This is a genomic window from Pseudomonas sp. TS_SC_3, assembly GCF_056156225.1.
Genome location: NZ_CM149586.1, coordinates 1264410 through 1286195, shown reverse-complemented (window position 1 = coordinate 1286195; position 21786 = coordinate 1264410). Strand labels below are relative to the sequence as shown.

General features: G+C 60.6%; 20 protein-coding genes. 10 read left to right on the top strand and 10 right to left on the bottom strand.

Annotation, left to right across the window (positions count from 1 at the left end):
• Positions 1 to 44: 44 nt before the first annotated feature.
• The 6 genes from hppD to AC0J6G_RS06265 form a co-directional block, all read right to left on the bottom strand.
• Positions 45 to 1127 (bottom strand): 4-hydroxyphenylpyruvate dioxygenase, encoded by a 1083-nt coding sequence (hppD, locus tag AC0J6G_RS06290; protein WP_475252292.1) that lies wholly within the window; start codon positions 1125 to 1127, stop codon positions 45 to 47.
• A gap of 380 nt (positions 1128 to 1507) precedes the next feature.
• The gene (locus AC0J6G_RS06285) at positions 1508 to 3286 is read right to left on the bottom strand and encodes an ABC transporter ATP-binding protein (RefSeq protein ID WP_475252290.1); all 1779 of its coding nucleotides are present in this window, start codon (positions 3284 to 3286) and stop codon (positions 1508 to 1510) included.
• Positions 3279 to 3911, bottom strand: a complete 633-nt coding sequence (locus AC0J6G_RS06280; protein WP_475252288.1) for a DsbA family protein — start codon at positions 3909 to 3911, stop codon at positions 3279 to 3281. Before AC0J6G_RS06280 ends, AC0J6G_RS06285 begins: the two co-directional genes overlap by 8 nt.
• A gap of 2 nt (positions 3912 to 3913) precedes the next feature.
• Positions 3914 to 4852, bottom strand: a complete 939-nt coding sequence (gene trhO / locus AC0J6G_RS06275; protein ID WP_475252286.1) for an oxygen-dependent tRNA uridine(34) hydroxylase TrhO — start codon at positions 4850 to 4852, stop codon at positions 3914 to 3916.
• A 323-nt stretch (positions 4853 to 5175) separates the two neighbouring features.
• On the bottom strand, positions 5176 to 5469 hold the full coding sequence (locus AC0J6G_RS06270) for a BolA family protein (RefSeq protein ID WP_475252284.1): 294 nt from the start codon (positions 5467 to 5469) through the stop codon (positions 5176 to 5178).
• Between the two features lie 12 nt (positions 5470 to 5481).
• Complete coding sequence (locus AC0J6G_RS06265) at positions 5482 to 5982, bottom strand: DUF2059 domain-containing protein (RefSeq protein WP_475252282.1); 501 nt, start codon at positions 5980 to 5982, stop codon at positions 5482 to 5484.
• Between the two features lie 246 nt (positions 5983 to 6228).
• Between AC0J6G_RS06265 and AC0J6G_RS06260 the strand changes: the two genes are divergently transcribed.
• The 4 genes from AC0J6G_RS06260 to AC0J6G_RS06245 all read left to right on the top strand — a co-directional run bounded on the left by AC0J6G_RS06260 (position 6229) and on the right by AC0J6G_RS06245 (position 9754).
• Positions 6229 to 7239 (top strand): DUF2804 domain-containing protein, encoded by a 1011-nt coding sequence (locus AC0J6G_RS06260; protein ID WP_475252280.1) that lies wholly within the window; start codon positions 6229 to 6231, stop codon positions 7237 to 7239.
• A gap of 109 nt (positions 7240 to 7348) precedes the next feature.
• The gene (locus tag AC0J6G_RS06255; protein ID WP_475252278.1) at positions 7349 to 8743 is read left to right on the top strand and encodes a class II fumarate hydratase; all 1395 of its coding nucleotides are present in this window, start codon (positions 7349 to 7351) and stop codon (positions 8741 to 8743) included.
• On the top strand, positions 8736 to 9356 hold the full coding sequence (locus AC0J6G_RS06250; protein ID WP_475252276.1) for an NAD(P)H-dependent oxidoreductase: 621 nt from the start codon (positions 8736 to 8738) through the stop codon (positions 9354 to 9356). The genes AC0J6G_RS06255 and AC0J6G_RS06250 overlap by 8 nt, the downstream gene beginning before the upstream one ends.
• A 188-nt stretch (positions 9357 to 9544) precedes the next feature.
• Positions 9545 to 9754 carry a DUF6316 family protein gene (locus AC0J6G_RS06245; RefSeq protein WP_475252274.1) on the top strand — a complete coding sequence of 70 codons (210 nt, stop codon included), beginning with the start codon at positions 9545 to 9547 and terminating at the stop codon, positions 9752 to 9754.
• A gap of 62 nt (positions 9755 to 9816) precedes the next feature.
• Here AC0J6G_RS06245 and AC0J6G_RS06240 read toward each other — a convergent pair whose 3' ends face one another.
• The 4 genes from AC0J6G_RS06240 to fhuF all read right to left on the bottom strand — a co-directional run bounded on the left by AC0J6G_RS06240 (position 9817) and on the right by fhuF (position 14197).
• Positions 9817 to 11001: a thiolase family protein gene (locus AC0J6G_RS06240; RefSeq protein WP_475252272.1), complete on the bottom strand. Its 1185-nt coding sequence runs from the start codon at positions 10999 to 11001 to the stop codon at positions 9817 to 9819.
• A gap of 121 nt (positions 11002 to 11122) precedes the next feature.
• Complete coding sequence (pap, locus tag AC0J6G_RS06235) at positions 11123 to 12610, bottom strand: polyphosphate:AMP phosphotransferase (protein WP_475252269.1); 1488 nt, start codon at positions 12608 to 12610, stop codon at positions 11123 to 11125.
• 73 nt (positions 12611 to 12683) lie between these two features.
• Positions 12684 to 12992 carry a class I SAM-dependent methyltransferase gene (locus AC0J6G_RS06230; RefSeq protein WP_475252267.1) on the bottom strand — a complete coding sequence of 103 codons (309 nt, stop codon included), beginning with the start codon at positions 12990 to 12992 and terminating at the stop codon, positions 12684 to 12686.
• A 350-nt stretch (positions 12993 to 13342) separates the two neighbouring features.
• On the bottom strand, positions 13343 to 14197 hold the full coding sequence (gene fhuF / locus AC0J6G_RS06225) for a siderophore-iron reductase FhuF (RefSeq protein ID WP_475252265.1): 855 nt from the start codon (positions 14195 to 14197) through the stop codon (positions 13343 to 13345).
• A gap of 101 nt (positions 14198 to 14298) precedes the next feature.
• On the opposite strand from fhuF, the gene AC0J6G_RS06220 reads away from it, so the two are divergent.
• The 6 genes from AC0J6G_RS06220 to AC0J6G_RS06195 all read left to right on the top strand — a co-directional run bounded on the left by AC0J6G_RS06220 (position 14299) and on the right by AC0J6G_RS06195 (position 21478).
• A complete protein-coding gene (locus tag AC0J6G_RS06220; protein ID WP_475252263.1) occupies positions 14299 to 15519 on the top strand; it encodes an MFS transporter in 1221 nt (406 codons plus the stop codon).
• 61 nt (positions 15520 to 15580) lie between these two features.
• On the top strand, positions 15581 to 17554 hold the full coding sequence (locus AC0J6G_RS06215) for a TonB-dependent receptor plug domain-containing protein (protein WP_475252261.1): 1974 nt from the start codon (positions 15581 to 15583) through the stop codon (positions 17552 to 17554).
• Positions 17555 to 17612: 58 nt separating this feature from the next.
• The gene (locus tag AC0J6G_RS06210) at positions 17613 to 18650 is read left to right on the top strand and encodes a FecCD family ABC transporter permease (protein WP_475252259.1); all 1038 of its coding nucleotides are present in this window, start codon (positions 17613 to 17615) and stop codon (positions 18648 to 18650) included.
• 2 nt (positions 18651 to 18652) lie between these two features.
• On the top strand, positions 18653 to 19696 hold the full coding sequence (locus AC0J6G_RS06205) for a FecCD family ABC transporter permease (protein ID WP_475252257.1): 1044 nt from the start codon (positions 18653 to 18655) through the stop codon (positions 19694 to 19696).
• The gene (locus AC0J6G_RS06200; protein WP_475252255.1) at positions 19696 to 20532 is read left to right on the top strand and encodes an ABC transporter ATP-binding protein; all 837 of its coding nucleotides are present in this window, start codon (positions 19696 to 19698) and stop codon (positions 20530 to 20532) included. Before AC0J6G_RS06205 ends, AC0J6G_RS06200 begins: the two co-directional genes overlap by 1 nt.
• Positions 20533 to 20536: 4 nt before the next feature.
• Positions 20537 to 21478 carry an iron-siderophore ABC transporter substrate-binding protein gene (locus AC0J6G_RS06195; protein ID WP_475252253.1) on the top strand — a complete coding sequence of 314 codons (942 nt, stop codon included), beginning with the start codon at positions 20537 to 20539 and terminating at the stop codon, positions 21476 to 21478.
• Positions 21479 to 21786 lie beyond the last annotated feature (308 nt).

The following is a 21786-nucleotide window of genomic DNA, read 5'->3' as shown; positions in this document are numbered from 1 at the left end:
ATCGTGGGATGCATCCGGCCCCGGTTGCGGGGCCAAACCCGCTGTCAGTCCGCGGAAATCACGCCGCGCTTGATCTGGTCTTCTTCAATCGACTCGAACAGCGCTTTGAAATTGCCTTCACCAAAACCCTGGTTGCCCTTGCGCTGGATGATCTCGAAGAAGATCGGGCCAATCACTGTGTTGGTGAAGATCTGCAAGAGGATGCCGTCATCGCCCGGCGCGCCGTCGATCAGGATGCTCAGCTCGCGCAGCACATCGGTCGGTTCGCCATGCCCGGCCACACGGGTGTCAACCTTGTCGTAGTAGGTACCGGGGGTGACCATAAACTGCACGCCATTGGCCCGCAGCTGGCGCACGGTGGCGTAGATATCCTCGGTGCTCAGAGCGATGTGCTGGATGCCCTCGCCCTGGTATTCGCGGATAAATTCTTCAATCTGCGATTTGTCGTCGGCCGACTCGTTGATCGGGATGCGGATTTTGCCGCACGGCGCGGTCATGGCGCGCGACAGCAGGCCGGTGAGCTTGCCTTCGATGTCGAAGTAGCGGATCTCGCGGAAGTTGGCGATGCGCTCGTAGAAGCCTGACCACACGTCCATCTGCCCGCGTTTGACGTTGTGGGTCAGGTGATCCAGCTCTTTCAGGCCAACCGAATTGTCGTTCGGTGTGCGGCCTTCGATGTATTCGAAATCGACGTCGTAGATGGTCTTGTCGCCGAAGCGGTCCACCAGATACAGCAAGGAACCGCCGATGCCCTCTACGCAGGGAATATTCAGCTCGCCGAAGTTGGCGTGGCTACCGACCAGTTTGGCGCCCTGGGATTCCACATAAGCCGCTGCCTGGGCGGCGTTCTGCACGCGGAAGGCCATGGCGCAGGCACTTGGGCCGTGCTTCAGACCGAACTCGCGCACGTGCCCGGTGGGGCTGCCGTTGAGCACGAAGTTGATGTCGTTCTGCTGGAACAGCCAGACCTCTTTCGAGCGGTGCTTGGCGGTTTCGGTAAAGCCCATGGCAGTGAACAGCTCACGCAGCTGCTGGATGCCTTCCGGGGTCGGCGCAGTGTATTCAACGAACTCGAAGCCGTCGGTACCGATAGGGTTGTGCTGTTCGATCTTGTTCACGGCGTTCATTGCGCCTCCTCGTTGTTGTTTTGATCAGCCGCTGCGTCAGCGGGATTGACCTCATAACAACCGAGCGCAGGCCCGCTAACAAGCCGGCCCAGAGCGCCCTGCCCCAGACTTGGCCAAGGCTTTCGGCAAGTTTTTAATACAGCTAGAGAAACAGCGGGAATGTTGACCGAAAGCACCCGCCCTGCGTAACGATAAATTTACAAAGCGGTCGATTTAACTGCCAGGTGCGGTGCCGCAGGGACTCAGGCCTGATTGAAACCCGCGAGGCGATGTTGCGATCAGAAGGCACCGTAGGGTGGATGACGGCTTTTTCATCCACCGCGAGACCGCACAGGTGGATGAGTAAAGCGTCATCCACCCTACGCTGCCCAGCGCCGCTATCAGTGCTGCAGATGGCCGTAGAGTTTGGCGTAGAGTCCGCCTTCGGCAATCAACTCTTGGTGACCGCCGTCTTCGGCGATGCTGCCACCATCGAACACCAGCACCCGATCCGCCTGCTTCACCGCGCTCAGGCGGTGGGCGATGATCAGCGTGGTGCGGCCGCGCAGGAACTGATTAAGCGCTTGATGCAGGGCATATTCGGTTGCCGCATCCAACGCCGAGGTGGCTTCGTCGAGAATGACCACTTTCGGTTCCGCCAGCACCATACGGGCGATCGCCAGCCGCTGACGTTGCCCCCCCGACAGGCGTACCCCGGAGCGTCCAACAATGCTGTCCAGCCCTTGCGGCAGAGCGCGGATGGTGTCAGCCAGTTGGGCGATTTGCAGGGCTTGCCAGCAGGCTTCGTCACCGCGCTCGCGACCCATGCACAGGTTGGCGCGCACCGTGTCGTTGAACAGCGCCGGATGCTGCAGCACCACCGCGACGTTCTCGCGCACAGTGTCCAGGCCAATCTCTTGCTGGCTGCCGCCGCCAAAGCGGATGATCCCAGCCTGCGGTGTATAGAGGCCCAGCAACAGCTGCACCAACGTGCTTTTGCCACCGCCGCTGGCACCAACGATGGCCACCTTCTCGCCGGGGGCGATACTCAGGTTGAGGTTATCCAGCACCGGCTCATCGTTGTAAGCGAAGGTCAGCCCGCTGACTTCAATGCCCACGGTGTCGCGACCTTTGAACGGGTCAAGACGGCCGGGGTATTGCGGCTCGTCTTTACGCGCCAGCAGCTCGTTAATCCGCGTCAGCGCGCCACCGGCGGCGTAATAGGCGTATTGCAGGCTGAGCAGCTGTTCGACCGGGCCGATCATGAACCACAGGTAGCTGAACACCGCGAGCATCTGGCCGATCGAGAGGTCGGACAACAGTACGGTGAGCATCGCCGCCGCGCGGAACACGTCGATACCAAACTGAAACAGCAGGCCACTGGCACGATTCGAGGCATCGGTCTTCCACTGCGAGGCTACGGCGAAGTCGCGTACTTCCTTGGCGCGGCCACCGAGGCGACCAAGGAAGAAGCCCTGGCGGTTACCGGCACGGATTTCCTGAATCGCGTCGAGGGTTTCGGTCAGCGCCTGGGTAAAGCGCGAGGTGCTGTCGTTTTCCAGCTTTTTCAGGTGTTTGACCCGCTTGCCGAGCTGCACCGTGGCGTAGATCACCAGCGGGTTGAACAGCAAAATCAGCAGCGCCAACTGCCAGTGCATCCAGATCAGGATCGCCGACGTACCGGCCAGGGTGAGCATGGCCACGAGGAAGCGACTGAGGGTTTCCCCGACGAATTTGTCGAGGGTGTCCAGGTCGGTGACCAAGTGCGTGGTGACGGTGCCACCTCCGAGGCTCTCGTACTCCGCCAGGGAAATTCGCTTGAGCCGCTCAATCAAGCGAATGCGGATGCGGTAGACGATGTCCTTCGATAGCCGGGCAAACAGCCGCGCCTGCAGCACGTTGAACACCAGCGCGCCACCGCGCAAAAACAGGGTCAGCACCAGCATCAGGCCGATATAGCCAGCGGCAGTTTCCCAGTGGGCTGGCAGGAAGTTGTCCATCACCTTGAGCGCGGCGTCACCGTCGTTGAGCAGCACTTCATCGACCAGCAACGGCAGCAGCAGCGGAATCGGTACGCTGCAGAGCGTGGCCAGTACCGCGACACAGTTAGCCCAAATAAGCGCCCTTTTGTGCTGCAGAGCCAGCCGGCGTACTTCTGCCCAGCTCAAGCGATCAAGCATGTTCAACCCGCTCCAGCCAGCGCGCCAGCAAGGGCTGCAGCACGTCAAGCGGCTGGTAGCCGTTGGTCAGCAGCGCCAGCATGCCGTTGTGCTGGGCAAGCAAGGTGGGAAAGCCGGCAATGCCGAGGCCTTGGGCCCAGGTGAAATCAGCGCTGGTATTGGCCCGTTGCGCGCTGCTGTCAAAGGCTTCAGCAAACTCGGCACGGGCAAGCCCGGCACGCTCGGCCAGGTCCACCAATACGCTTGCGCGGGTGACATCGACGCCCTCGGTATAAAACGCACGTTGAATCAACTGCGCCAGCGGTAAAGCCTGCTCCGGGTTCAGGTTGCGGGCGGTGACCAAGGCGCGACACGCCGGCTCGGTGTCGTAAACCAAGCCTTCGGGCAAACCTGCAGTGAAGTTGAATAACTGGCCGGTGCTGGCATTCACCGCCTGCCAATAGCCCAGGTAACGCACCCGCGCGGCAGCATCAATGGCCACACTGTCACGGCGCAAGCCGCCCAGCACCAGCTGCACGCCCACACCGGCCGCGGCGGCCTGCTGAGCGAGGGACTCCAGCACTGGGGCAAAGCCCCAGCACCACGAACACATCGGGTCCATCACGTACAGCAGGCGTGCGTGCATGCTTAAGCCTCGCGCGCTTGGCGGTGGTTGTAGCCCAACGGGTGCGGCTGATTGCGGGCCTTGGCCAATTCGATCTGACGCTGACGCTCACGGGCGCCGGCGCGGGTTTTCTCTGGCAGCGACTCCCAGCAATGCGGGCAGCTGACGCCTGGGCTGTAGAACTCGGACTGACGGTCTTCCACCGATACCGGCGTGCGACAAGCGTGGCACTGGTCGTAGTCGCCTTCCGTCAGGTCATGGCGCACGGTAACGCGGTTGTCGAAGACAAAGCAGTCACCCTGCCACTTGCTCTGCTCCTGCGGCACTTCTTCTAAGTATTTGAGAATGCCGCCCTTGAGGTGAAAAACCTCTTCAAAACCTTCGCCAAGCATGTAGCTGGAGGCCTTTTCGCAGCGGATACCGCCGGTGCAGAACATCGCGACTTTCTTGTGCTTGGCCGGGTCAAAGTGCGCCTTGATGTACGCCGGGAACTCGCGGAACGACTTGGTTTTCGGGTCTACAGCGCCCTCGAAGGTGCCAATCGACACTTCATAGTCGTTACGTGTATCGATCAACAGCACTTCAGGGTCTGAGATCAGCGCGTTCCAATCCTTGGGTTCGATGTAGGTACCAACCTGTTGGTTCGGGTCGACGCCCGGCACACCGAGGGTGACGATTTCTTTCTTCAGCTTGACCTTGGTGCGATAGAACGGCTGCTCATCGCAGTAGGATTCTTTGTGGTCGATATCGGCCAGGCGCGTATCTTGGCCAAACCAGGCCAGCAGGCCATCAATGCCGGCGCGGCTGCCAGACACGGTACCGTTGATGCCCTCTTCGGCAATCAACAATGTGCCCTTAATACCGTTGTCCAGCATGGCTTGTAGCAGTGGCTCACGCAGCTCATGGAAGTCAGGTAGGGAAACGAATTTATACAGCGCGGCAACAACGATTTTGTCAGTCATGCAGATGTCCTTCAGTAGTCGCCCACGTAAAGGGCGGACTGGGATAAATAAAAACGCCGGCCAAGGGCTATTCACCTCGAGCCGGCGGTGGCGCAGTTTACGTTTGTTGGGGCTGGCCGTGTAGGGGCCAATTGTCTCAGCGGCGATTTACGCATGGCGCGGTATTGGCTCTGCTGCATCAAAGATAGAGCCAACACACCGTCTGTGGCGAATGCGCACGCGGTCACGGACAACCTGGGCTTGCCCGCCCCCGGAGGCGTTGGCGCGGTTCACCCAGGCACGCGCAAGTGCCCGGCAGACCACTAACCCAGTGGCTCAGTGGCTCAGTGGCCGCCTTTGCAGGTTGGCGAGGCAGGCGCGATGCCTTGTTGCGACCATTCATCTGGCGTGTACGTGTGCAGCGCCAGGGCATGGATCTGGCCCATCAGCGCTCCCACACAGGCATAAACCTGCTGGTGACGCTTGACCGCATTCAGCCCAGCGAACTGCTCGCTGACGATCACCGCCTTGTAATGGGTTTCCAAGCCACGGCTGTGCATGTGGCTCTCATCCAGCACTTCGAGGTGTTGGGGTTGCAAGCTGGCCAAGGCTGCCTGCAACAAATCGATCTTCGGCATCGGGCAATTCACTCAGGGCTTTTTCGGGGTTAATTTGGCAGTCATCTCAGCCAACAGCTGATTGACCTTAGGCACAGCCGCTTCCAATTTGCCCTGGGTCAACTGCGCCGATTGAGCGGTCAGCATGGGCATCTGCTCCAGCACTTTTTTGCCCAGCGGCGATTCGTAGAAGCGGATCAGGTCCTTCATTTCCTGCTCGTTGAAGGTGCGGGTATAGAGCTTGACCATATCCGGCTTGAGTTTGTCCCAACCCACCGCCTGTTCAAGGGCCACATTGGCCTGGGCCTGGTAGGTTTCCAGCACGGCCTTGTCGCTTTGCGGCGCATTGGTCTCGGCAAAGCGCTGGGCAAACATCTGCTGCACCTGTGCATACACCGGCACCGCCAACTTATCCGCACGCGCCAACAACAGAAAACGCTCGGCATCGGCGGCGTGGCTCTTGGCATCAGCCAGCACCTGAGCACTCCCGCACATCAGTATTAAGGCAGCGCCGAAGGCGGTTAAACGTGACATGTACCACTCCTGAACCAGAGAAAGAGTCCAGATTGACTCAAGTGCCGGCATTTTGTGCCCAAGCACAGGTCCTACTCAAGGGCTAAGGACGCAGCAGCGAATTGAAGCTACAGCTGTGCACTGGCGCGCAGCCTGTTTAAGCGTCAAAATGCCAGCAGCTGCCGCGCCGACTCAGACCCGCGCACGCTGGAGTAACACCCGTTGCTAACGCCGGCCGGCGAAGCATTCGTACACATGGACGTGCCGATGAACAGTTTTACTGACCCAGAGCCCCTTGCCGCTATCGCCTTGTGCGACAGCCGCGGCCGACTCAACCCGCATGCAGTCGGCTGGTCGCCGCGGCCCATGGTTGATTGCGCCCTGCCCGGTCACTACGGCCGCCGCAAGCGCTGGAACCACTGGTGCATCACGACGCCGCACTGGATGCTCTCGTTTACTCAGGCCGACCTCGACTACTTGGGTTACGCCGCCGCTTATTTTCTTGACCTGCAAAGCGGTCAAGCCCTCGCCTTCAGTCAATACCGCCTGTTCGGCCGTGGCTGTGAGTTACCCAACCAACCGCAGCAAGGCCATGAATTCAACCACCCACGCTTGCACTTACGCGTAGCCGAGTACGCGGGTCGATGCCGCATCACTATTCATGCAGCGAATCTGGGTGAGCCACCGCTGCAGGTTGACCTGGACATCCAACGCCCCGCTCATTTGGAGTCGGTCAACCTGGTCGCGCCACTCAGTCGAAATGGCTTTCACGCCACCAGCCGTCACCTTGGCCTGCCCTGCAGCGGCAGCGTGCAGTTGGGTAACTGCCAGTACAGCTGCGTAGCCGGACAAAGCTTTGCCTCACAAGACTTCGGCCGCGGTGTTTGGCCGCTCAATAGCGATTGGACTCGCGCCGCTTTTGCCGCGCCTGGGGGCATCGCCGGTAACTTTGGCGCCGGCTGGACAGACTACAGCGGGCTGTCGGAAAACACCCTGTGGTTTGGCGGTGAGCTGCTCCACCTAGGCACCGCCATCACCCTCACTCAAGCGCCGCATAACCCACTCGCGCCCTGGCAACTGCGTAGCGCCGATGATGCGGTTAACCTGACCTTCACCCCGCGCCAGCGCCACCAGGCCAATCGCCGGCTTGGGCCATTTTTTGCTAACACGCAGCAGTGGTTCGGCGCTTACGAAGGTGTTTTGCGCGGCCCGCAGGGCGAGCACGTACCGGTCAACAACGCGCTAGGCTGGCTTGGTGAAACCCGCGCACGCTGGTGATGGAGTATCGCGGCGGAACCTCTGCGCATAGCGGGCAACCTAAGCTGTGATACTGCCGGGCCAGGCAATGGCCCCTTACCCAGCATGTGCAACGCTCAGGAGAGCCGCGATGAGCCGCATTGAAACCGACAGCCTAGGCCCGATTGAAGTCCCGGATAACGCCTATTGGGGCGCGCAAACCCAGCGTTCACTGCTCAACTTTGCCATTGGCCAAGAGCGCATGCCTGTTCAGGTTGTGCATGCGCTGGCTCTGATCAAAAAGGCCGCGGCAAGGGTCAACCAGCGCATTGGCGAGCTACCCGCTGACCTCGCCCGACTGATCGAGCAGGCGGCCGATGAGGTGCTTACCGGTCAACACGATGAGCAATTTCCATTGGTGGTTTGGCAGACCGGCAGCGGCACGCAGAGCAACATGAACGTCAATGAGGTAATCGCCGGTCGCGCCAATGAACTGGCCGGTAAGGGTCGGGGCGGCAAAACCCCAGTGCACCCGAATGACCACGTCAATCGCGCGCAAAGCTCCAACGACAGCTTCCCCACCGCCATGCATATCGCCGCCGTGCAGGCTGTGCAGCAACACTTGCTACCGGCCGTGCGCGAACTGCGTGACGGCTTGCAGGCACAGGCCGAGCGCCATGCACGCCTGGTCAAAACCGGGCGCACCCACATGATGGATGCCACCCCCGTAACCTTCGGCCAGGAGCTGTCAGCTTTTGTCGCGCAGCTGGGTTATGCCGAGCGCGCCATCCAGACGGCCCTGCCGGCAGTCTGCGAATTGGCCCAGGGCGGCACGGCCGTCGGCACCGGTTTGAACTCACCGCAGGGTTTTGCCGACGCCATGGCCGCTGAATTGGCCGCATTAAGCGGCCTGCCGCTGGTCAGCGCCCCAAACAAGTTTGCCGCGTTGGCCGGTCACGAGCCGCTGGTGGCGCTATCGGGTGCAATGAAAACCCTGGCAGTCACCCTTATGAAGCTGGCCAATGACCTGCGTTTGTTGAGTTCAGGGCCACGCGCAGGTTTTGCTGAGGTGCGTTTGCCAGCCAATGAGCCGGGCAGTTCAATCATGCCGGGCAAGGTCAACCCGACTCAGTGCGAGGCGTTGTCGATGCTGGCGTGTCAGGTTCTGGGGAATGACACCTCAATTGCTTTCGCCGCCAGTCAGGGGCATCTGCAACTTAACGTGTTCAAGCCGGTGATCATTCACAACCTGCTGCAATCGATACGCTTACTCGCGGACGGTTGCCACAACTTCCAGCAACATTGCGTCGCCGGCCTGCAACCGGACACAGCAAAAATGGCCGAACACCTGGAACGCGGCCTGATGCTGGTGACCGCACTAAACCCACACATCGGCTACGACAAGGCCGCGCACATTGCCAAGCAGGCTTACCAGGATGGCACCACCCTGCGTGAAGCCGCGCTGCAACTGGGTTACGTGAGCACTGCACAATTCGACGCATGGGTGCGCCCTGAAAACATGCTGGAGGCAGGTCAACATGAGTGAAACGGTAAAGAGCGGCGCCACGCCACTGGAAGGCGACGGCAAACGCATTCTGATGATTCTCGGCACCCCAAAAGCCAGCAGCCTGTGCCACGCGCTGGGCGAAGCCTATGCCCAAGGTGCACGCAGCAAAGGCCATGTGGTGCGACAGTTGAAATTGGGCGAGATGACCTTTGATCCGGTGCTGCGCGATGGTTACGAGCACAGCCAGGCACTGGAACCCGACCTGCTCGAAGCGCAGCGACAGATCCACTGGGCCGAGCACTTGGTATTCGTCTACCCAGTCTGGTGGGGAGGAATACCGGCCCTACTCAAAGGTTTTTTTGACCGCACCTTTCTGCCGGGTTTCGCCTTTAAATACCGCAACCGCTCATCACTCTGGGACAAGTTATTAAGCGGCCGCACCGCCGATTTACTGGTGACTATGGATACGCCGCCCTGGTATTTCCGCTGGATCTACGGTGCGCCTGGACATCGGCAAATGACCCGCACCATCCTCGGTTTCAGCGGCATCAAAACCCGTCGCCTGGCAGAGTTCGCCCCTGTGCGCCCCTCCTCTGAAGAACAGCGCCAGAGCTGGCTGCGCCGCGCTGAAGCACTGGGCGCGCGGGCCTAAAATGCCGCTAACAAACGGCTGCGTTAAACAGCCGGTGCAGGATCAAACCATGAGCCTGGCGGCAAACCGATCAACTGCGGGGATAAGGCACCCAATCTCAGCCAAATGACCATTTGTCGTTATTTCATGCAGCCAGAAAAACGCCGCTTAGACTGACTTCATCGGCTCATCTTGCGGGAGATTTACTTATGTTCGGCCAACGTCATATCGACCATAACCCCGGCACCCATTACCGCAGCGACCGCGTTAGCGCGGTCAATGGGCAATACTTCTTCTCCACCCGTGAGGGCACCCTGGAAGGGCCTTACTTCAACCGAACCGATGCCGAGCGCGAGATTGCCTTTTATATCCGCCGGATGATTCAGGCTAACGAAATCATCGAAAGCCGCGCATTTTGAACATAAAGACCCGCCATTAAAAAACCGCGACACGTCGCGGTTTTTTATTTAGCGCCGGACGATCAACGCACGGCTTCAAACAACCCGGTTGCGCCCATACCGCCGCCCACACACATAGTGACGATGCCGTAGCGCAGGTTGCGCCGCTGCAGTTCACGTACCAAATGGCCCACCTGACGCGACCCGGTCATGCCGAACGGATGACCAATGGAAATAGAGCCGCCATTGACGTTGTACCTGGCGTTGTCGATTTCCAGACGATCGCGGGCGTACAGGCACTGCGAAGCAAACGCCTCGTTAAGCTCCCACAGGTCGATATCGGCCACGCTCAGGCCTTTAGCCTTGAGCAGCTTGGGTACCGAGAACACCGGGCCGATGCCCATCTCATCCGGCTCACAACCAGCGGCAACAAAGCCACGGAAGAACGCCAGTGGCTTGAGGCCCAGTTCGATGGCTTTTTCCAGGCTCATCACCAAGTTCATCGAGGCGCCATCGGACAACTGCGAGGCATTGCCTGCGGTGACCGAGCCGTCATCGGCAAACACCGGCTTAAGCGCCGCTAGGCTTTCCAGGGTGGTATCGGCACGGTTGCAGTCGTCATGGGCAACGATGCCGTCAACAATGCTTTTTTCACCGGTGGCTTTATCTTCGACCTGGTACTTGACGTGCATCGGCACGATTTCATCGTCGAACAGACCTTCGGCCTGGGCCCGCGCCGTGCGTTGCTGACTCTGCAAGGCGTAGGCGTCCTGCGCCTCGCGGCTGACGTTATAGCGGCGAGCAACGATTTCAGCCGTTTGCCCCATCGGGTAATAGATGCCCGGCACCTCTTGTTGCAGCCGCGGGTTGAACAGGTTCTGCGTGTTCATGCTTTTCAGGGTCATGGTGATCGACTCAACGCCGCCCGCCACAATCACATCACTGCAGCCGGACGCCACCTGGTTAGCGGCAATCGCAATGGCTTGCAGGCCTGAGGAGCAAAACCGGTTGAGGGTCATGCCCGCCACGTTGGTGCCCAGGCCGGACAGCACCGCGACGTTGCGGCCGATGTTCATGCCCTGGGCGCCTTCATTGGAGCCGGCGCCGACAATGCAGTCATCCACCAGCGCCGGATCAATGCCCGTGCGCGCCAAGAGTGCATTCACACAATGGGCGGCCATGTCGTCTGGACGGGTCAGATTGAACTTACCGCGGAAGGACTTGGCCAGCCCCGTCCGAACGCTGTCAACGATCACCACTTCACGCATGCCGCACCTCATTGTTATTAGGTTGAATGGCCAATAAGAATAAGACCGGACAATCTCACTCGGCGATGATCATTCATCAGCCGTATGCGAAACCATCCTGTTGCCGGCATGCTGCAGCGGCTTAGTCCCTGTCGAACGCGGCCTCAAGCGCTTCGTTAATCGTGCGCAGCACCTTGATTCGGGCGAAGCGCTTGTCATTGGCTTCCACCAACGTCCAGGGCGCGATTTCCGTGCTGGTGCGGTCGACCATATCGCCCACCGCATCGCGGTACAGCGGCCACTTCTCACGGTTGCGCCAGTCTTCTTCGGTGATCTTGAAACGCTTGAAGGGGATCTGCTCGCGCGCTTTGAAGCGCTCCAACTGGGTTTGCTGATCAATCGACAACCAGAACTTCACCAGCACCACGCCGGCTTCGCTGAGCTGTTCTTCGAAGTCATTAATCTCGCCATAGGCGCGCAGCCAGTCGCCCGTGCTGCAAAAGCCCTCGACTCGCTCCACCAGCACCCGGCCATACCAGGAGCGATCAAACACGGTGAACTTGCCGCGCGGCGGTATGTGCCGCCAGAAGCGCCACAGATAAGGCTGCGCGCGCTCTTCATCGGTTGGCGCGGCAACCGGGACGATGCGGTATTGACGCGGGTCGAGCGCCCCAATCACCCGGCGAATCGCCCCGCCCTTGCCCGCCGCATCGTTGCCTTCAAACACTGCAATCAGCGAATGTCGGCGCATGCGTTTGTCACGCATCAAACTCGACAGGCGCGCCTGTTCGCTGATCAGTTGCTCGGCGTAGGTGTCCTTATCCAGCACCTGGTTCATATCCAGGCTGTCGAGCAGCCCGTGTTCACCTAAGCTGGACGTCAGCGGCGCTGCATGGGGATGGGGGATGGGTCGCGCTTTCGTTTTCAGCGCAGCCTGCAAGCCATCAAGGAGGATGCGCCCGACTGTCAGGCTACGGTAATACTCATCCACACCTTCAACCACATACCACGGTGCGTAATCACGGCTGGTGCGGCGCAAAATACGCTCACCGACCCGCACAAACTTGTCGTAGGTTTTTGATTGTTGCCAGTCCAGCGGGCTGATCCGCCAGCTGTGCAGCGGGTCATCCTGCAGCGCTTTAAGCCGAGCCGTCATCTGTTGTTTGGACAAGTGGAACCAGAACTTGAAGATCAAGGTACCCTCGTCGCAGAGCATGCGCTCCATCCCCAACGTGGTGTCGATCGCCTGGTCAAGCACGGCATTTTTGATCCGTTTGTGCACGCGCCCTTGCAGCATTTGGCTGTACCAGTTGCCGAAAAACACACCGGTGCGTCCCTTTGGCGGCAATTGCCGCCAATAGCGCCAGGCAGACGGGCGAGCCAACTCTTCATCCGTTTGCTGGTCGAAGGTGCTGACTTGAATCAGTCGCGCGTCCATCCACTCGTTAAGCAGCTTAACGGTCTCGCCCTTGCCCGCGCCTTCAATCCCATTAATCAGGATCAGTACGGCAAAACGCCCTTGCTGCTGTAACTCGTACTGCGCGTCCAGCAGCGCTTCACGCAGTACTGGAGCCTCGGCCTCATAGGTTTCTTTATCGATGCTGCGGCCGATCTCGGCGGATTCGAACATAGCCCACTCCCTGACAATATCGTTTGAGCCTAGCGGATAGACAGTGGCTTTGACCAAGCCGCGCAGTATTCAATTAACGCCGAGTAATCAACCCTTGCTTGGCCACACGCGTCAGCTGGCGCACGGTTTCTTCCAGCTGAGCAGCCGCGGGGGCTTCAATAACCGCCATATCAAAATGATCAGTGGCAAATCGCGCCAGGGATTCGCCGTCACGGACAAAATTGATCAGAAAGGTTCGCGCGACCGGCCAACGTTTAGGCCAGCCGTCGAGGTAGCGCAGCAGCGTTGGCTGGTGGCTGCCGCTAAGCAGGATTTTCGGGTTGAGCTGAGCCGGCCCGGAGGTGATTGGGGCCAAGCGAATAAGCGGTTGGGGACAATTCATCTGCGTGTCTCCGCCTCATTGGGTCCGCTGGGCAGCGGTGAGAGGCGACACCGAACCAGCGCTTTAGCGGTATTTCGAAGACTCCGAAGAGTGCTTCTGAGGGTTGTGCTGTAAGCAAGCAACCCGGCGCCCCGCAAGTAGCTGTTTAAATCGGCGCATGGGTTGGCATCCTAGAGAAGCCCGCGCAAAGCTGTCAATACTCAATACAGTTGGCCAATGGAGCCATAGATGATAAGCAATCTGGCTAGTGATGTATTGCTGATGGCGGTTTGGCAACGCAAGCCAAAACAAAAAGGGTAAAAGTTAAGTCACTCACAAGATTGCGAATTCACACATGAATTACCGAGGTTCTATAGCGCCGGTGGTCGATTTAACCGTGGGCAGTTGGGGCACAACTCCACCCCTGGCAGCACATAGCGGATGCAGCACAAACGCCGCTGCCGCCAGGGGCGCACCTGGCCGTCGGCGTGCTCGATATCGATATAGCGGATTGGCGCATACAGCGGGTTGCGCGAGCCATCCTGGCGTTGCGCGGCGCTCAGTAGGCGCTGGCCATCGAGCAATAGCTCAGGTTGCTCGCTGCGTTTTTGCAGCTGCCCTAGCCAGGCCTCGAAGTAGTTGCCGGCATTGCTCCAGAGCACTTTCGCCGATACTCCGGTATGGGCGCAGAGCGCCTGGATAAACGGCTGCAGATTGTCATCGAGCAGATGGGCGAAACGCTCGAAGGGATTCTGCGGCGGTGGTAGCGGCTCGCACGGCCCAGGCAGTTTGAACACCAGCGGCAAACCTTCGCCATCGACGATGATCGCCAGCTGTTCGATCCGCAGCGGCATGCGTTGGTTCAGCAGCAGCGCCGCGCTGATCACCGGCGGAAACAGGCGCATAAAGTACTGATTGGCCCAGATCGACGCCAAGCCGCGCTGGTCGGCCGTCGCGAACTGCGGACGGAAGCGCGCCATCAACGTACTCAGCGTCTGCGGCTGAAGGAACTCGGCGCCACTGATTGCCTCGCGCGGATCATCCGCCGCCACAAAAACATTGCGGTAACGCGCCAGATCGCCAGTGAACAGCGTAGCCAGTTCGGACAACACCTCTACTTCAACAGAAGTATCCGTTGAGACCGCTGGAGCAGCCGTTGCAGACAAATTAGTCGCCTCAGCAGCAGCGTCCTTCTTGGAAATATCCTTGGCGTGCAATGCCTTCATCCGTCAAAAAACACCAATAGTAACGCTAACGATTAGCATTTGCGAAATACTGATTCATTACTTAAGATGCAGCCCGCGCCCAATCTAGAGCGGTTATGCACATGGATGATGTAGGACACTCGAAAGCAGCCGTGCATCTGGCGATGCTGATAAACCTGCTTTCCATCGGCAGCCTGATGATGGTGATGCCCCTGGGTCCAGACCTTGTGCGCGACCTCGGCATGCAGGCCAGCCATGTTGGCTATATCAGTGGCGGCGCCACGCTCGCCTCGGCCCTGAGCATGGCTCTTGCCGCGCCCTGGCTGGATCGCCTAAAGCGCAAACAGGCACTGGTGATCCTTCTGACCCTGCGCTTCGCCCTGCTGATGGCCTGCTCCATGACCAGCAGTGCCGAGCAACTGATTTTGCTGTTTGTACTCTCCGGCCTGGTTGCCGGGCCCATGGGCGCGCTGCTGATGGCAAGCATGCTCGACATCATCCCGACGGCCGAACGCGGGCGAAAACTCGCCTACATTGGCATGGGCTTTTCTCTGGCGGCGATTGTGGTGGTGCCCCTGGCTCTGGAGCTGGCGCTGCGCTGGAGTTGGCAAGCGCCCTTTATCGTCTTCGGCGGTCTGGGCCTGGCGCTGGCGTTGTTGTGTCACCTGCTGCTGCACATCCAGGTCAGCGCTTCGCGGCCCAGCGGCTCGGTGTTGCCGCTGCTGAAATCGCCGCTGTGCCTGGGCGCACTGGCGATCACCGCGCTGCAGATATTCGGCCACTTTCTGCTGGTGCCGCATTTCTCCAACTACTTCCAGTTCAACCTGAATTTTCCCCGCGAGCAGATCGGCTTGCTGTTTCTTTGCGGCGGCCTGGCCAGCCTGGCGGCCATGCGCCTGGGCGGTATCTGGATCGACCGCGGCCAGGCGCTGACGGTGATTCTGCTCAGCAGCTTCGGTCTGGCACTGACCACGCTGCTGGGTTTCGCCACGCCGATTGGCCTGTCGATCTACCTGGTCTTCGTGCTGTTTATGGCCGCCAGCGCGGTGCGCACCAACAGCAGCATAACCATTGCCGCAGCGATCCCGCCGCCGCACCAGCGCGCCGCCTTTATGGCGTTTCAGGGCACCGTCAGCAATGTCGCTGCCGGGCTCGGCAGCCTTTTCTCGGCGCTCTATCTGAGCACCGGCGCAGACAACCAGCTTCAGGGCTTCAACCAGTTGAGCGGCTTTTATGTGGTCGTCGGAATACTCACGGGGGTGGGTATGTGGTTGCTCCAACGCGGTATCCGGCGACACGACGCCGCCAGCCACACCGCAGGCATAACAACACAGGCGGGCTGAAACCGCCGATCACCAGTGATCAGCTGTAAACGTGTCAACACCTACTCAAATGGAACCTGTCATGTCTTTTGTCAGAAACATCAATCGCCGTCGCGCCATCTCGGTAGGCGTACTGGGCGGCCTGCTGCCTTTCGCGGCGATGGCCGACAACAGCGTCACCTTGGAAGACAGCATCGTCACCGCCTCGCAAACGGCCCACAGCCAGTTGAGCGTCCCCGCCAGCGCCTCGGTTATCACCCGCGCTGAACTGGACAAGATGCCGGTCTACGACCTGGCCGATGCGATAAAACGTCTGCCGGGCGTACACATCAATACCTCCTCGGCCTATGGCCGCAAGGAGATCAAGATTCGCGGCATGGACTCGGACTACACCCTGCTGCTGGTCAACGGCCGCCGCATCAACTCGCGTGACGCCCTGACCTCCAACTACGCCAACGACTTCGACCTGTCCTCGATCCCCATGGCAGCGGTTGAGCGCATCGAAGTGATCCGTGGCCCGATGTCTTCGCTGTATGGCGCCGATGCCCTCGGCGGGGTGGTAAACGTCATCCTGCGTCAGCCCACCAACAGCACCGAAGCCGGCGTGGCCTACAGTTACGAACACCCGACCAAGGGTGATAACGGCGACCGCCATATCAGCAGCGGCTACCTCAGCGGCGCGCTGATTGAGGACAAACTGCTGGGCAATTTAATTGTCGAATCCACCGACCAGGCCGCCTGGCAAACCGACAAGCTCAGCCTCAAGGGCACCGACGCCACAGAAAAGCGCCAAGGCGCCAATGTGCTGGGTTCACTGAGCTGGTTGCTCGACGAACAGCAGAGCATCGATCTGGACTTCAGCCACCGCAAGGATGAGCGCAAGGCACGTTGGAACAATGCCGGCGCCCCAGCCCCGCTGGTGACTAACGTGCAGGAAATGGATCGCACCACTTTCGGTCTGTCCCATAACGGCAACTGGGACAGCTTCAACTCCCGCGTGCGCTACTACTACGAAGAAGTCGACCTGACTGACGACTCGCAGATCATGACCACCCTGCGCGGCCGTGTAGGTGAAGTGGAGCAGAATAACCACACCGTAGACGGCCAGATCTCGACCACCTTGGGCAGCCATCTGCTGACCGCTGGTAGCGAGCTGCGTCGTACCACCTTGGAGCACAACCAGAACCTCGGTGAGGAAACCGAAGTCGATCAGAAGGCCGTCTACCTGCAAGACGAGTTTTCCCTGGGTGCCCTCGACATCACCCTCGCCGGACGCTGGGATGACCACGAAGTATTCGGCGGCGCATTCAGCCCACGCCTCTACGGCATCTACAACCTCACCGACAGCTGGGTGCTCAAGGGCGGTGTCGGCAAGGCCTTCAAGGCACCGGACATTACCCAGTCCGACGAGAATTACAGCGTCCTGGCTTGCCGTGGCATGTGCCAAATCGTCGGCAACCCGGACCTGAAACCGGAAACCTCGGTCAGCTATGAGCTGGGCACCCTGTATCAGGACGAGCGCCTGCAAGCCGGCATCATGTTCTTCAACAACGAGATCGAAGACATGATCGTCAGCGACAGCTGGCGGCCGCCGCTCTACCGGCCACGTGTCATGACGTACACCAACGTCAGCAAGGCGCGTATTCAGGGTTATGAGTTGCAGGGCAGCTACGCCTTTACCGATGCACTGAGCGCACGCGCCAATTACACCTACTCCGACGCCGAAAACCGTGACACGGGCAACGAGCTGAACTACAGCCCGAAGCACGTTGGCAACATCGGCCTCGACTGGCAGGCACTGCCGAAACTGGGTCTGAACCTGGACTACCAGTACACCGGCAACCAGATGCTGGTTATCCCCAACAACGCCTCCAGTGTTGAATCGGATGCCTACCACACCGTCAGTCTGGGCACCAAGTTCCAGGCCACCAAGGAGCTCGCGCTCAAGGCCGGGGTAAACAACCTGACCGATAGCAAACGTGATGATGTGGCGCAGTCCATCGACCACCTTCTGATGGGCCGCACGGTATTCGTCGGTTTCAGCTACGACCTGTAACACCCGTACCCCGGTGGCACCTGTCGCCGGGGTTACCCGAATTCTGCCCAGTAGAACCATGAGCCAACTAACCCGCACCTTCCATATCCAGCAACGTCACGTCCTGCTTGCCGGCAGCCTGTTGCTGCTCGGCCTGCTGGCGCTATCCCTGGCCACCGGTGCCGGGCAATACGGCGCGGCGGATGTGCTTGGTTTTCTACTGGGTAACCCCAGCAGCCTGGCCGATGACAAACTGGCCATGGTGGTTAACAGCCTGCGCCTGCCGCGCACCCTCGCTGCGCTGCTGGTCGGCGCCAGCCTGGCGTTGGCCGCCACTCTGCTGCAAAGCGCAACGCGCAATCCACTGGCCGAACCCGGCTTGCTCGGGGTCAATGCCGGCGCGGTGCTCGGCCTGGTGATCGGGCTGATCTACTTTGGCATCGAATCGACCCAGGGCTATTTGCTTTGGGCCGGTGCCGGCGCGCTGCTGGGCAATCTGCTGGTGCTCGGCATCGGCGTAATGCTTGGCCAGGCCAGCCCGCTCAAACTGATCCTCGCCGGCATGGCGCTGGCGGCGGTGTTCGGCGGCATCGCCAATTTTCTGTTGCTCTCCACCCGAGTGGCGCTGGAGCAGTTTCGCTACTGGAACCTCGGTTCACTGTCGGCCTCCGAGCTGTCGGCCGTGACCACGGTCAGCCCGCTGGCGCTGCTTGGCTTGGTGCTCGCCGCATTGCTCTGTCGGCAGCTGACGCTGATGCAGATGGGCGACAGCCAGGCCCGCGCCCTAGGCATCTCGACCACCTGGGTGCGCGTTGGCGTATTGCTCGCCGCCACCCTGCTGACCGCCTGCGCCATCGCCCTGGCCGGGCCGATCGGCTTTGTTGGCTTTCTGGCTGCCTACAGCGCGCGTTTGCTGGAACCGGTGGCGCTGCTACGTCAGCTGCTGTTCTCCAGCCTGTTCGGCATGCTGTTTCTCCTCGCTGCGGACATCCTTGCGCGCTGGCTGGTGCAGCCCTACGAGCTGCCTGTCGGCACCCTGCTGGCTGCGCTCGGTGCGCCGGCCTTGATTGCAATCGTCCTACGCGGCGGCTTCCGTTCTCTATTGGCGGTGAAATAAGCATGCCCAGCCATCAACCCTCCGGGCTCTGGCACCTGCGTCTGGGCCACCTCAATCTGCTGCTGCATCGGCGCACCTGGCTGCTCAGCCTGCTGGTGCTGGCAGTGCTGCTGACGCTGGTGATCATGGCCATCAGCCTCGGCTCCGGGCGTATGGGCGTGCTCGATGTACTGGCCACGCTAAGCGGCCAGGGCAGCAAGCTCAACGACATCATGGTATTCAAGATCCGCATGCCACGGGTCGCCGCTGTGGTTGTCGCAGGACTTGCCATGGGCATGGCCGGCTGCCTGATCCAGACCTTGGTGCGCAACCGCCTGGCCACCCCGGACATGGTCGGGGTTAACGAAGGCGCATCGCTGGCAGTGATCGGTTTTGCTCTTTATCTGACGGTAGGCAGCTGGCCCTGGTGGGCCTCGCCACTGGGTGCGGCACTGGCTGCGGTAGCGCTGTTCGTGCTGTGCCGCCGGCCTGGCGAGCAGGGTTATCTGTTTATCGTTATCGGCATCGCCCTGTCAGAGCTGCTCGGCGCCATCGGTGATTTTATGATGGCCACGCAACCGCTGGTGCACCTGGGCAGCATCTACCTATGGACCATGGGCCACTTCGCCGGGGCCAGCTACCAGACGGTCGCGCCGATTGCGCTGATTCTGTTGGCGCTCTGTCCACTGCTTGCCTGGCTTAACCGCCCGCTGGCGCTGCTGCGCTTCGGCGAAGCGACCGCGCAGAACCTCGGCATCAAGGTCGCGGCGCTGCAATTGACTGTTCTCGGCGTGGCGATTCTGGTGGCGGCGCTGGGCACCGCCATCGGCGGCCCGGTGATATTTATCGCCATGGCCGCGCCGATCATCGCGTCCTGGCTGGCCCGTAATCACCTCGCGCCGATCTGGCTGGCGGCGTTATGTGGTGCGGTGTTGCTGGTGGGCAGCGACACCCTGGCACGCCTGCTGGCGCAACCCGAAGAAATTCCCACTGGGATCATGACTCGCCTGCTCGGCGGCGTGCTGCTGCTGATCCTGTTGCTCAAAGACCGCAAAGGTTCCGATTGATGACCCTGTTGTCCACGCCAATACCCCAGACCCGACCCGCGCAATTGCGCGCGCACAACCTGAGCTTTGCCTACCAGGCCAAGAGCGTGCTGCAGGACGTCTCATTCGAGCTACCCAAGGGTAAGCTGATCGGCATTGTCGGGCCCAACGGCAGCGGCAAATCCACCCTGCTCAAGCTGCTGGCGCGACAACTGCCATTGCAGGGTGGCCAGGTCGACCTCAACGGCATACCGCTGCAACGCTACGCAATGAAAGCCCTAGCACGCGAGCTAGCCTTTCTGCCGCAGCGCCCGGTGATGGCCGAAGGCATTCGCGTCGAGCAACTGGTGCAATACGGTCGCCATCCGCACCAGGGCTGGTTCAACCAATGGAGCGCGGAAGACGCCCGCCAGGTCGCCCGTGCCCGCGATGCCATGCAACTGCAGGACATCTGGCAGCAGGTCGCCTCCTCGCTGTCCGGCGGCCAGGCCCAGCGCGCCTGGCTTGGCATGATACTGGCGCAAAATACCGACCTGGTGCTGCTTGATGAGCCCACCAGCGCTCTGGATATCGGTCACCAGGCCGAGGTGATGGAAGCGGTGCTGAATATCGTCGCCGAGGGCCGCACCGTACTGATCGTGGTTCACGACCTGGGCGTGGCCGCGCGCTACTGCGATGAAATCATCGCCCTCGACAACGGCCAAATCGCCGCCATGGGCCAGGCCCGCGAGGTGATCAACAAGACCCTGGTCGACCAGCTCTACCACACCGACGTGGACATCCTCGCAGCGCCCGATGACGGCGCCCCGGTGGTGGTGCCGCGCCGGCGCAAGCCCGCCCACTCTGAACAGGACTAATCCGATGACTACTCTATTGCGCTGGAGCCTGCCCCTGCTGCTGACCAGCCAGCTGTTAAGCGCGGCCGCCATGGCCGACACCCGTCAGATCGAAGATGCTTTCGGCAATCCGGTTACTGTCCCAAGTGCACCGCAGCGGGTGATCACCTTGAGTGAACTGGATCTGGATGCGGCGCTGGCCCTGGGCATCACCCCGGTCGGCACGATTAACGGCCGTGGCCAGGCCGCGCCGCCGCGTTACCTCGACAGCCAAGCAGTGGCCGGGATCAAGGTGGTCGGCGATATCGACAACCCCAACCTGGAAACCCTGCTGGAACTGGAGCCTGACCTGATCCTTACCGGCCCGGTGAAACCCGAGCAACTGGCGATTCTCAATGAAATCGCCCCCACGGTGATCACCTTCGCCTGGGCCAAGCCCTGGCAGGAAAGCCTGCAGCGCACCGCCAACGCGCTCAACCAAAGCGCTGCCGCCGATGCGCTGCTGGCACGCTACAACGCCCGCGCCGCCGAAGCCCGCGAACGCTTGAAAGATCACCAAGGCGAGACCCTCAGCATCGTGCGCTGGAACCCCAAAGGCCCGTCCTACATGTTCAAGGACTCCTTCGCCAGCAGCGTGATCAGCGACCTAGGCCTGGTTCGTCCGAGCTATCAGCAGGACCCCGGCCACACCCACTCCATGGCCCTGAGCCTGGAATCACTACAACTGCTGGATGCCGACTGGCTGGTAATCGGCACCCTGAGCACCAGCGGCGAAGCGGTGGAAGCCCTGCAACAGGCCGAACAAACCCCGGCGTTCAAGCAACTCTCGGCAATCCAGGGCAAACGCTTTGGCGCAGTCGATGGTTCGCTATGGACCTCGCTCGGCGGCCCGCAGGCCGCGTTGCAGGTGATCGCCGATATCGAACAGCTGCTCGGCAAGGCTGACGCTCAGCCGCTCAAGAACTGAACGACTAGACGCTGTAACACTTGTGGGAGGGGCTGGGCGGCATTCCGCTTTAGCCGCGAGCTTTCTTGATAGCAGAACAACATTCGCGGCTAAAGCCCCTCCTACACACCTCACGCAGCCACTACGACTGCTGTAAGCCATCGGGGGCTACGCTTACGATCCAGCTTGCCACTGGCCATTTTCGGCAGGCTATCGAGCAACAGAATGCGCCCCGGAATCATTTAGTGCGGCAGCCTATGTTGCAGCGTTCGATGGATCGCCATAAGGCCCAAACCAGCCCTCTCGCGCAACTCAACGTGCGCCAAAGA

Excerpts from the sequence above, each read along its gene's own strand:
- AC0J6G_RS06240 (WP_475252272.1), bottom strand. The coding sequence starts at position 11,001 with ATGCGTGAAGTGGTGATCGTTGACAGCGTTCGGACGGGGCTGGCCAAG.
- AC0J6G_RS06195 (WP_475252253.1), top strand. The coding sequence starts at position 20,537 with ATGACTACTCTATTGCGCTGGAGCCTGCCCCTGCTGCTGACCAGCCAG.
- trhO (WP_475252286.1), bottom strand. The coding sequence starts at position 4,852 with ATGACTGACAAAATCGTTGTTGCCGCGCTGTATAAATTCGTTTCCCTA.
- AC0J6G_RS06260 (WP_475252280.1), top strand. The coding sequence starts at position 6,229 with ATGAACAGTTTTACTGACCCAGAGCCCCTTGCCGCTATCGCCTTGTGC.
- AC0J6G_RS06255 (WP_475252278.1), top strand. The coding sequence starts at position 7,349 with ATGAGCCGCATTGAAACCGACAGCCTAGGCCCGATTGAAGTCCCGGAT.
- AC0J6G_RS06210 (WP_475252259.1), top strand. The coding sequence starts at position 17,613 with ATGAGCCAACTAACCCGCACCTTCCATATCCAGCAACGTCACGTCCTG.
- AC0J6G_RS06280 (WP_475252288.1), bottom strand. The coding sequence starts at position 3,911 with ATGCACGCACGCCTGCTGTACGTGATGGACCCGATGTGTTCGTGGTGC.
- AC0J6G_RS06265 (WP_475252282.1), bottom strand. The coding sequence starts at position 5,982 with ATGTCACGTTTAACCGCCTTCGGCGCTGCCTTAATACTGATGTGCGGG.
- fhuF (WP_475252265.1), bottom strand. The coding sequence starts at position 14,197 with ATGAAGGCATTGCACGCCAAGGATATTTCCAAGAAGGACGCTGCTGCT.
- AC0J6G_RS06220 (WP_475252263.1), top strand. The coding sequence starts at position 14,299 with ATGGATGATGTAGGACACTCGAAAGCAGCCGTGCATCTGGCGATGCTG.
- AC0J6G_RS06230 (WP_475252267.1), bottom strand. The coding sequence starts at position 12,992 with ATGAATTGTCCCCAACCGCTTATTCGCTTGGCCCCAATCACCTCCGGG.
- AC0J6G_RS06250 (WP_475252276.1), top strand. The coding sequence starts at position 8,736 with ATGAGTGAAACGGTAAAGAGCGGCGCCACGCCACTGGAAGGCGACGGC.
- hppD (WP_475252292.1), bottom strand. The coding sequence starts at position 1,127 with ATGAACGCCGTGAACAAGATCGAACAGCACAACCCTATCGGTACCGAC.
- AC0J6G_RS06245 (WP_475252274.1), top strand. The coding sequence starts at position 9,545 with ATGTTCGGCCAACGTCATATCGACCATAACCCCGGCACCCATTACCGC.
- AC0J6G_RS06215 (WP_475252261.1), top strand. The coding sequence starts at position 15,581 with ATGTCTTTTGTCAGAAACATCAATCGCCGTCGCGCCATCTCGGTAGGC.
- AC0J6G_RS06200 (WP_475252255.1), top strand. The coding sequence starts at position 19,696 with ATGACCCTGTTGTCCACGCCAATACCCCAGACCCGACCCGCGCAATTG.
- AC0J6G_RS06270 (WP_475252284.1), bottom strand. The coding sequence starts at position 5,469 with ATGCCGAAGATCGATTTGTTGCAGGCAGCCTTGGCCAGCTTGCAACCC.
- AC0J6G_RS06205 (WP_475252257.1), top strand. The coding sequence starts at position 18,653 with ATGCCCAGCCATCAACCCTCCGGGCTCTGGCACCTGCGTCTGGGCCAC.
- pap (WP_475252269.1), bottom strand. The coding sequence starts at position 12,610 with ATGTTCGAATCCGCCGAGATCGGCCGCAGCATCGATAAAGAAACCTAT.
- AC0J6G_RS06285 (WP_475252290.1), bottom strand. The coding sequence starts at position 3,286 with ATGCTTGATCGCTTGAGCTGGGCAGAAGTACGCCGGCTGGCTCTGCAG.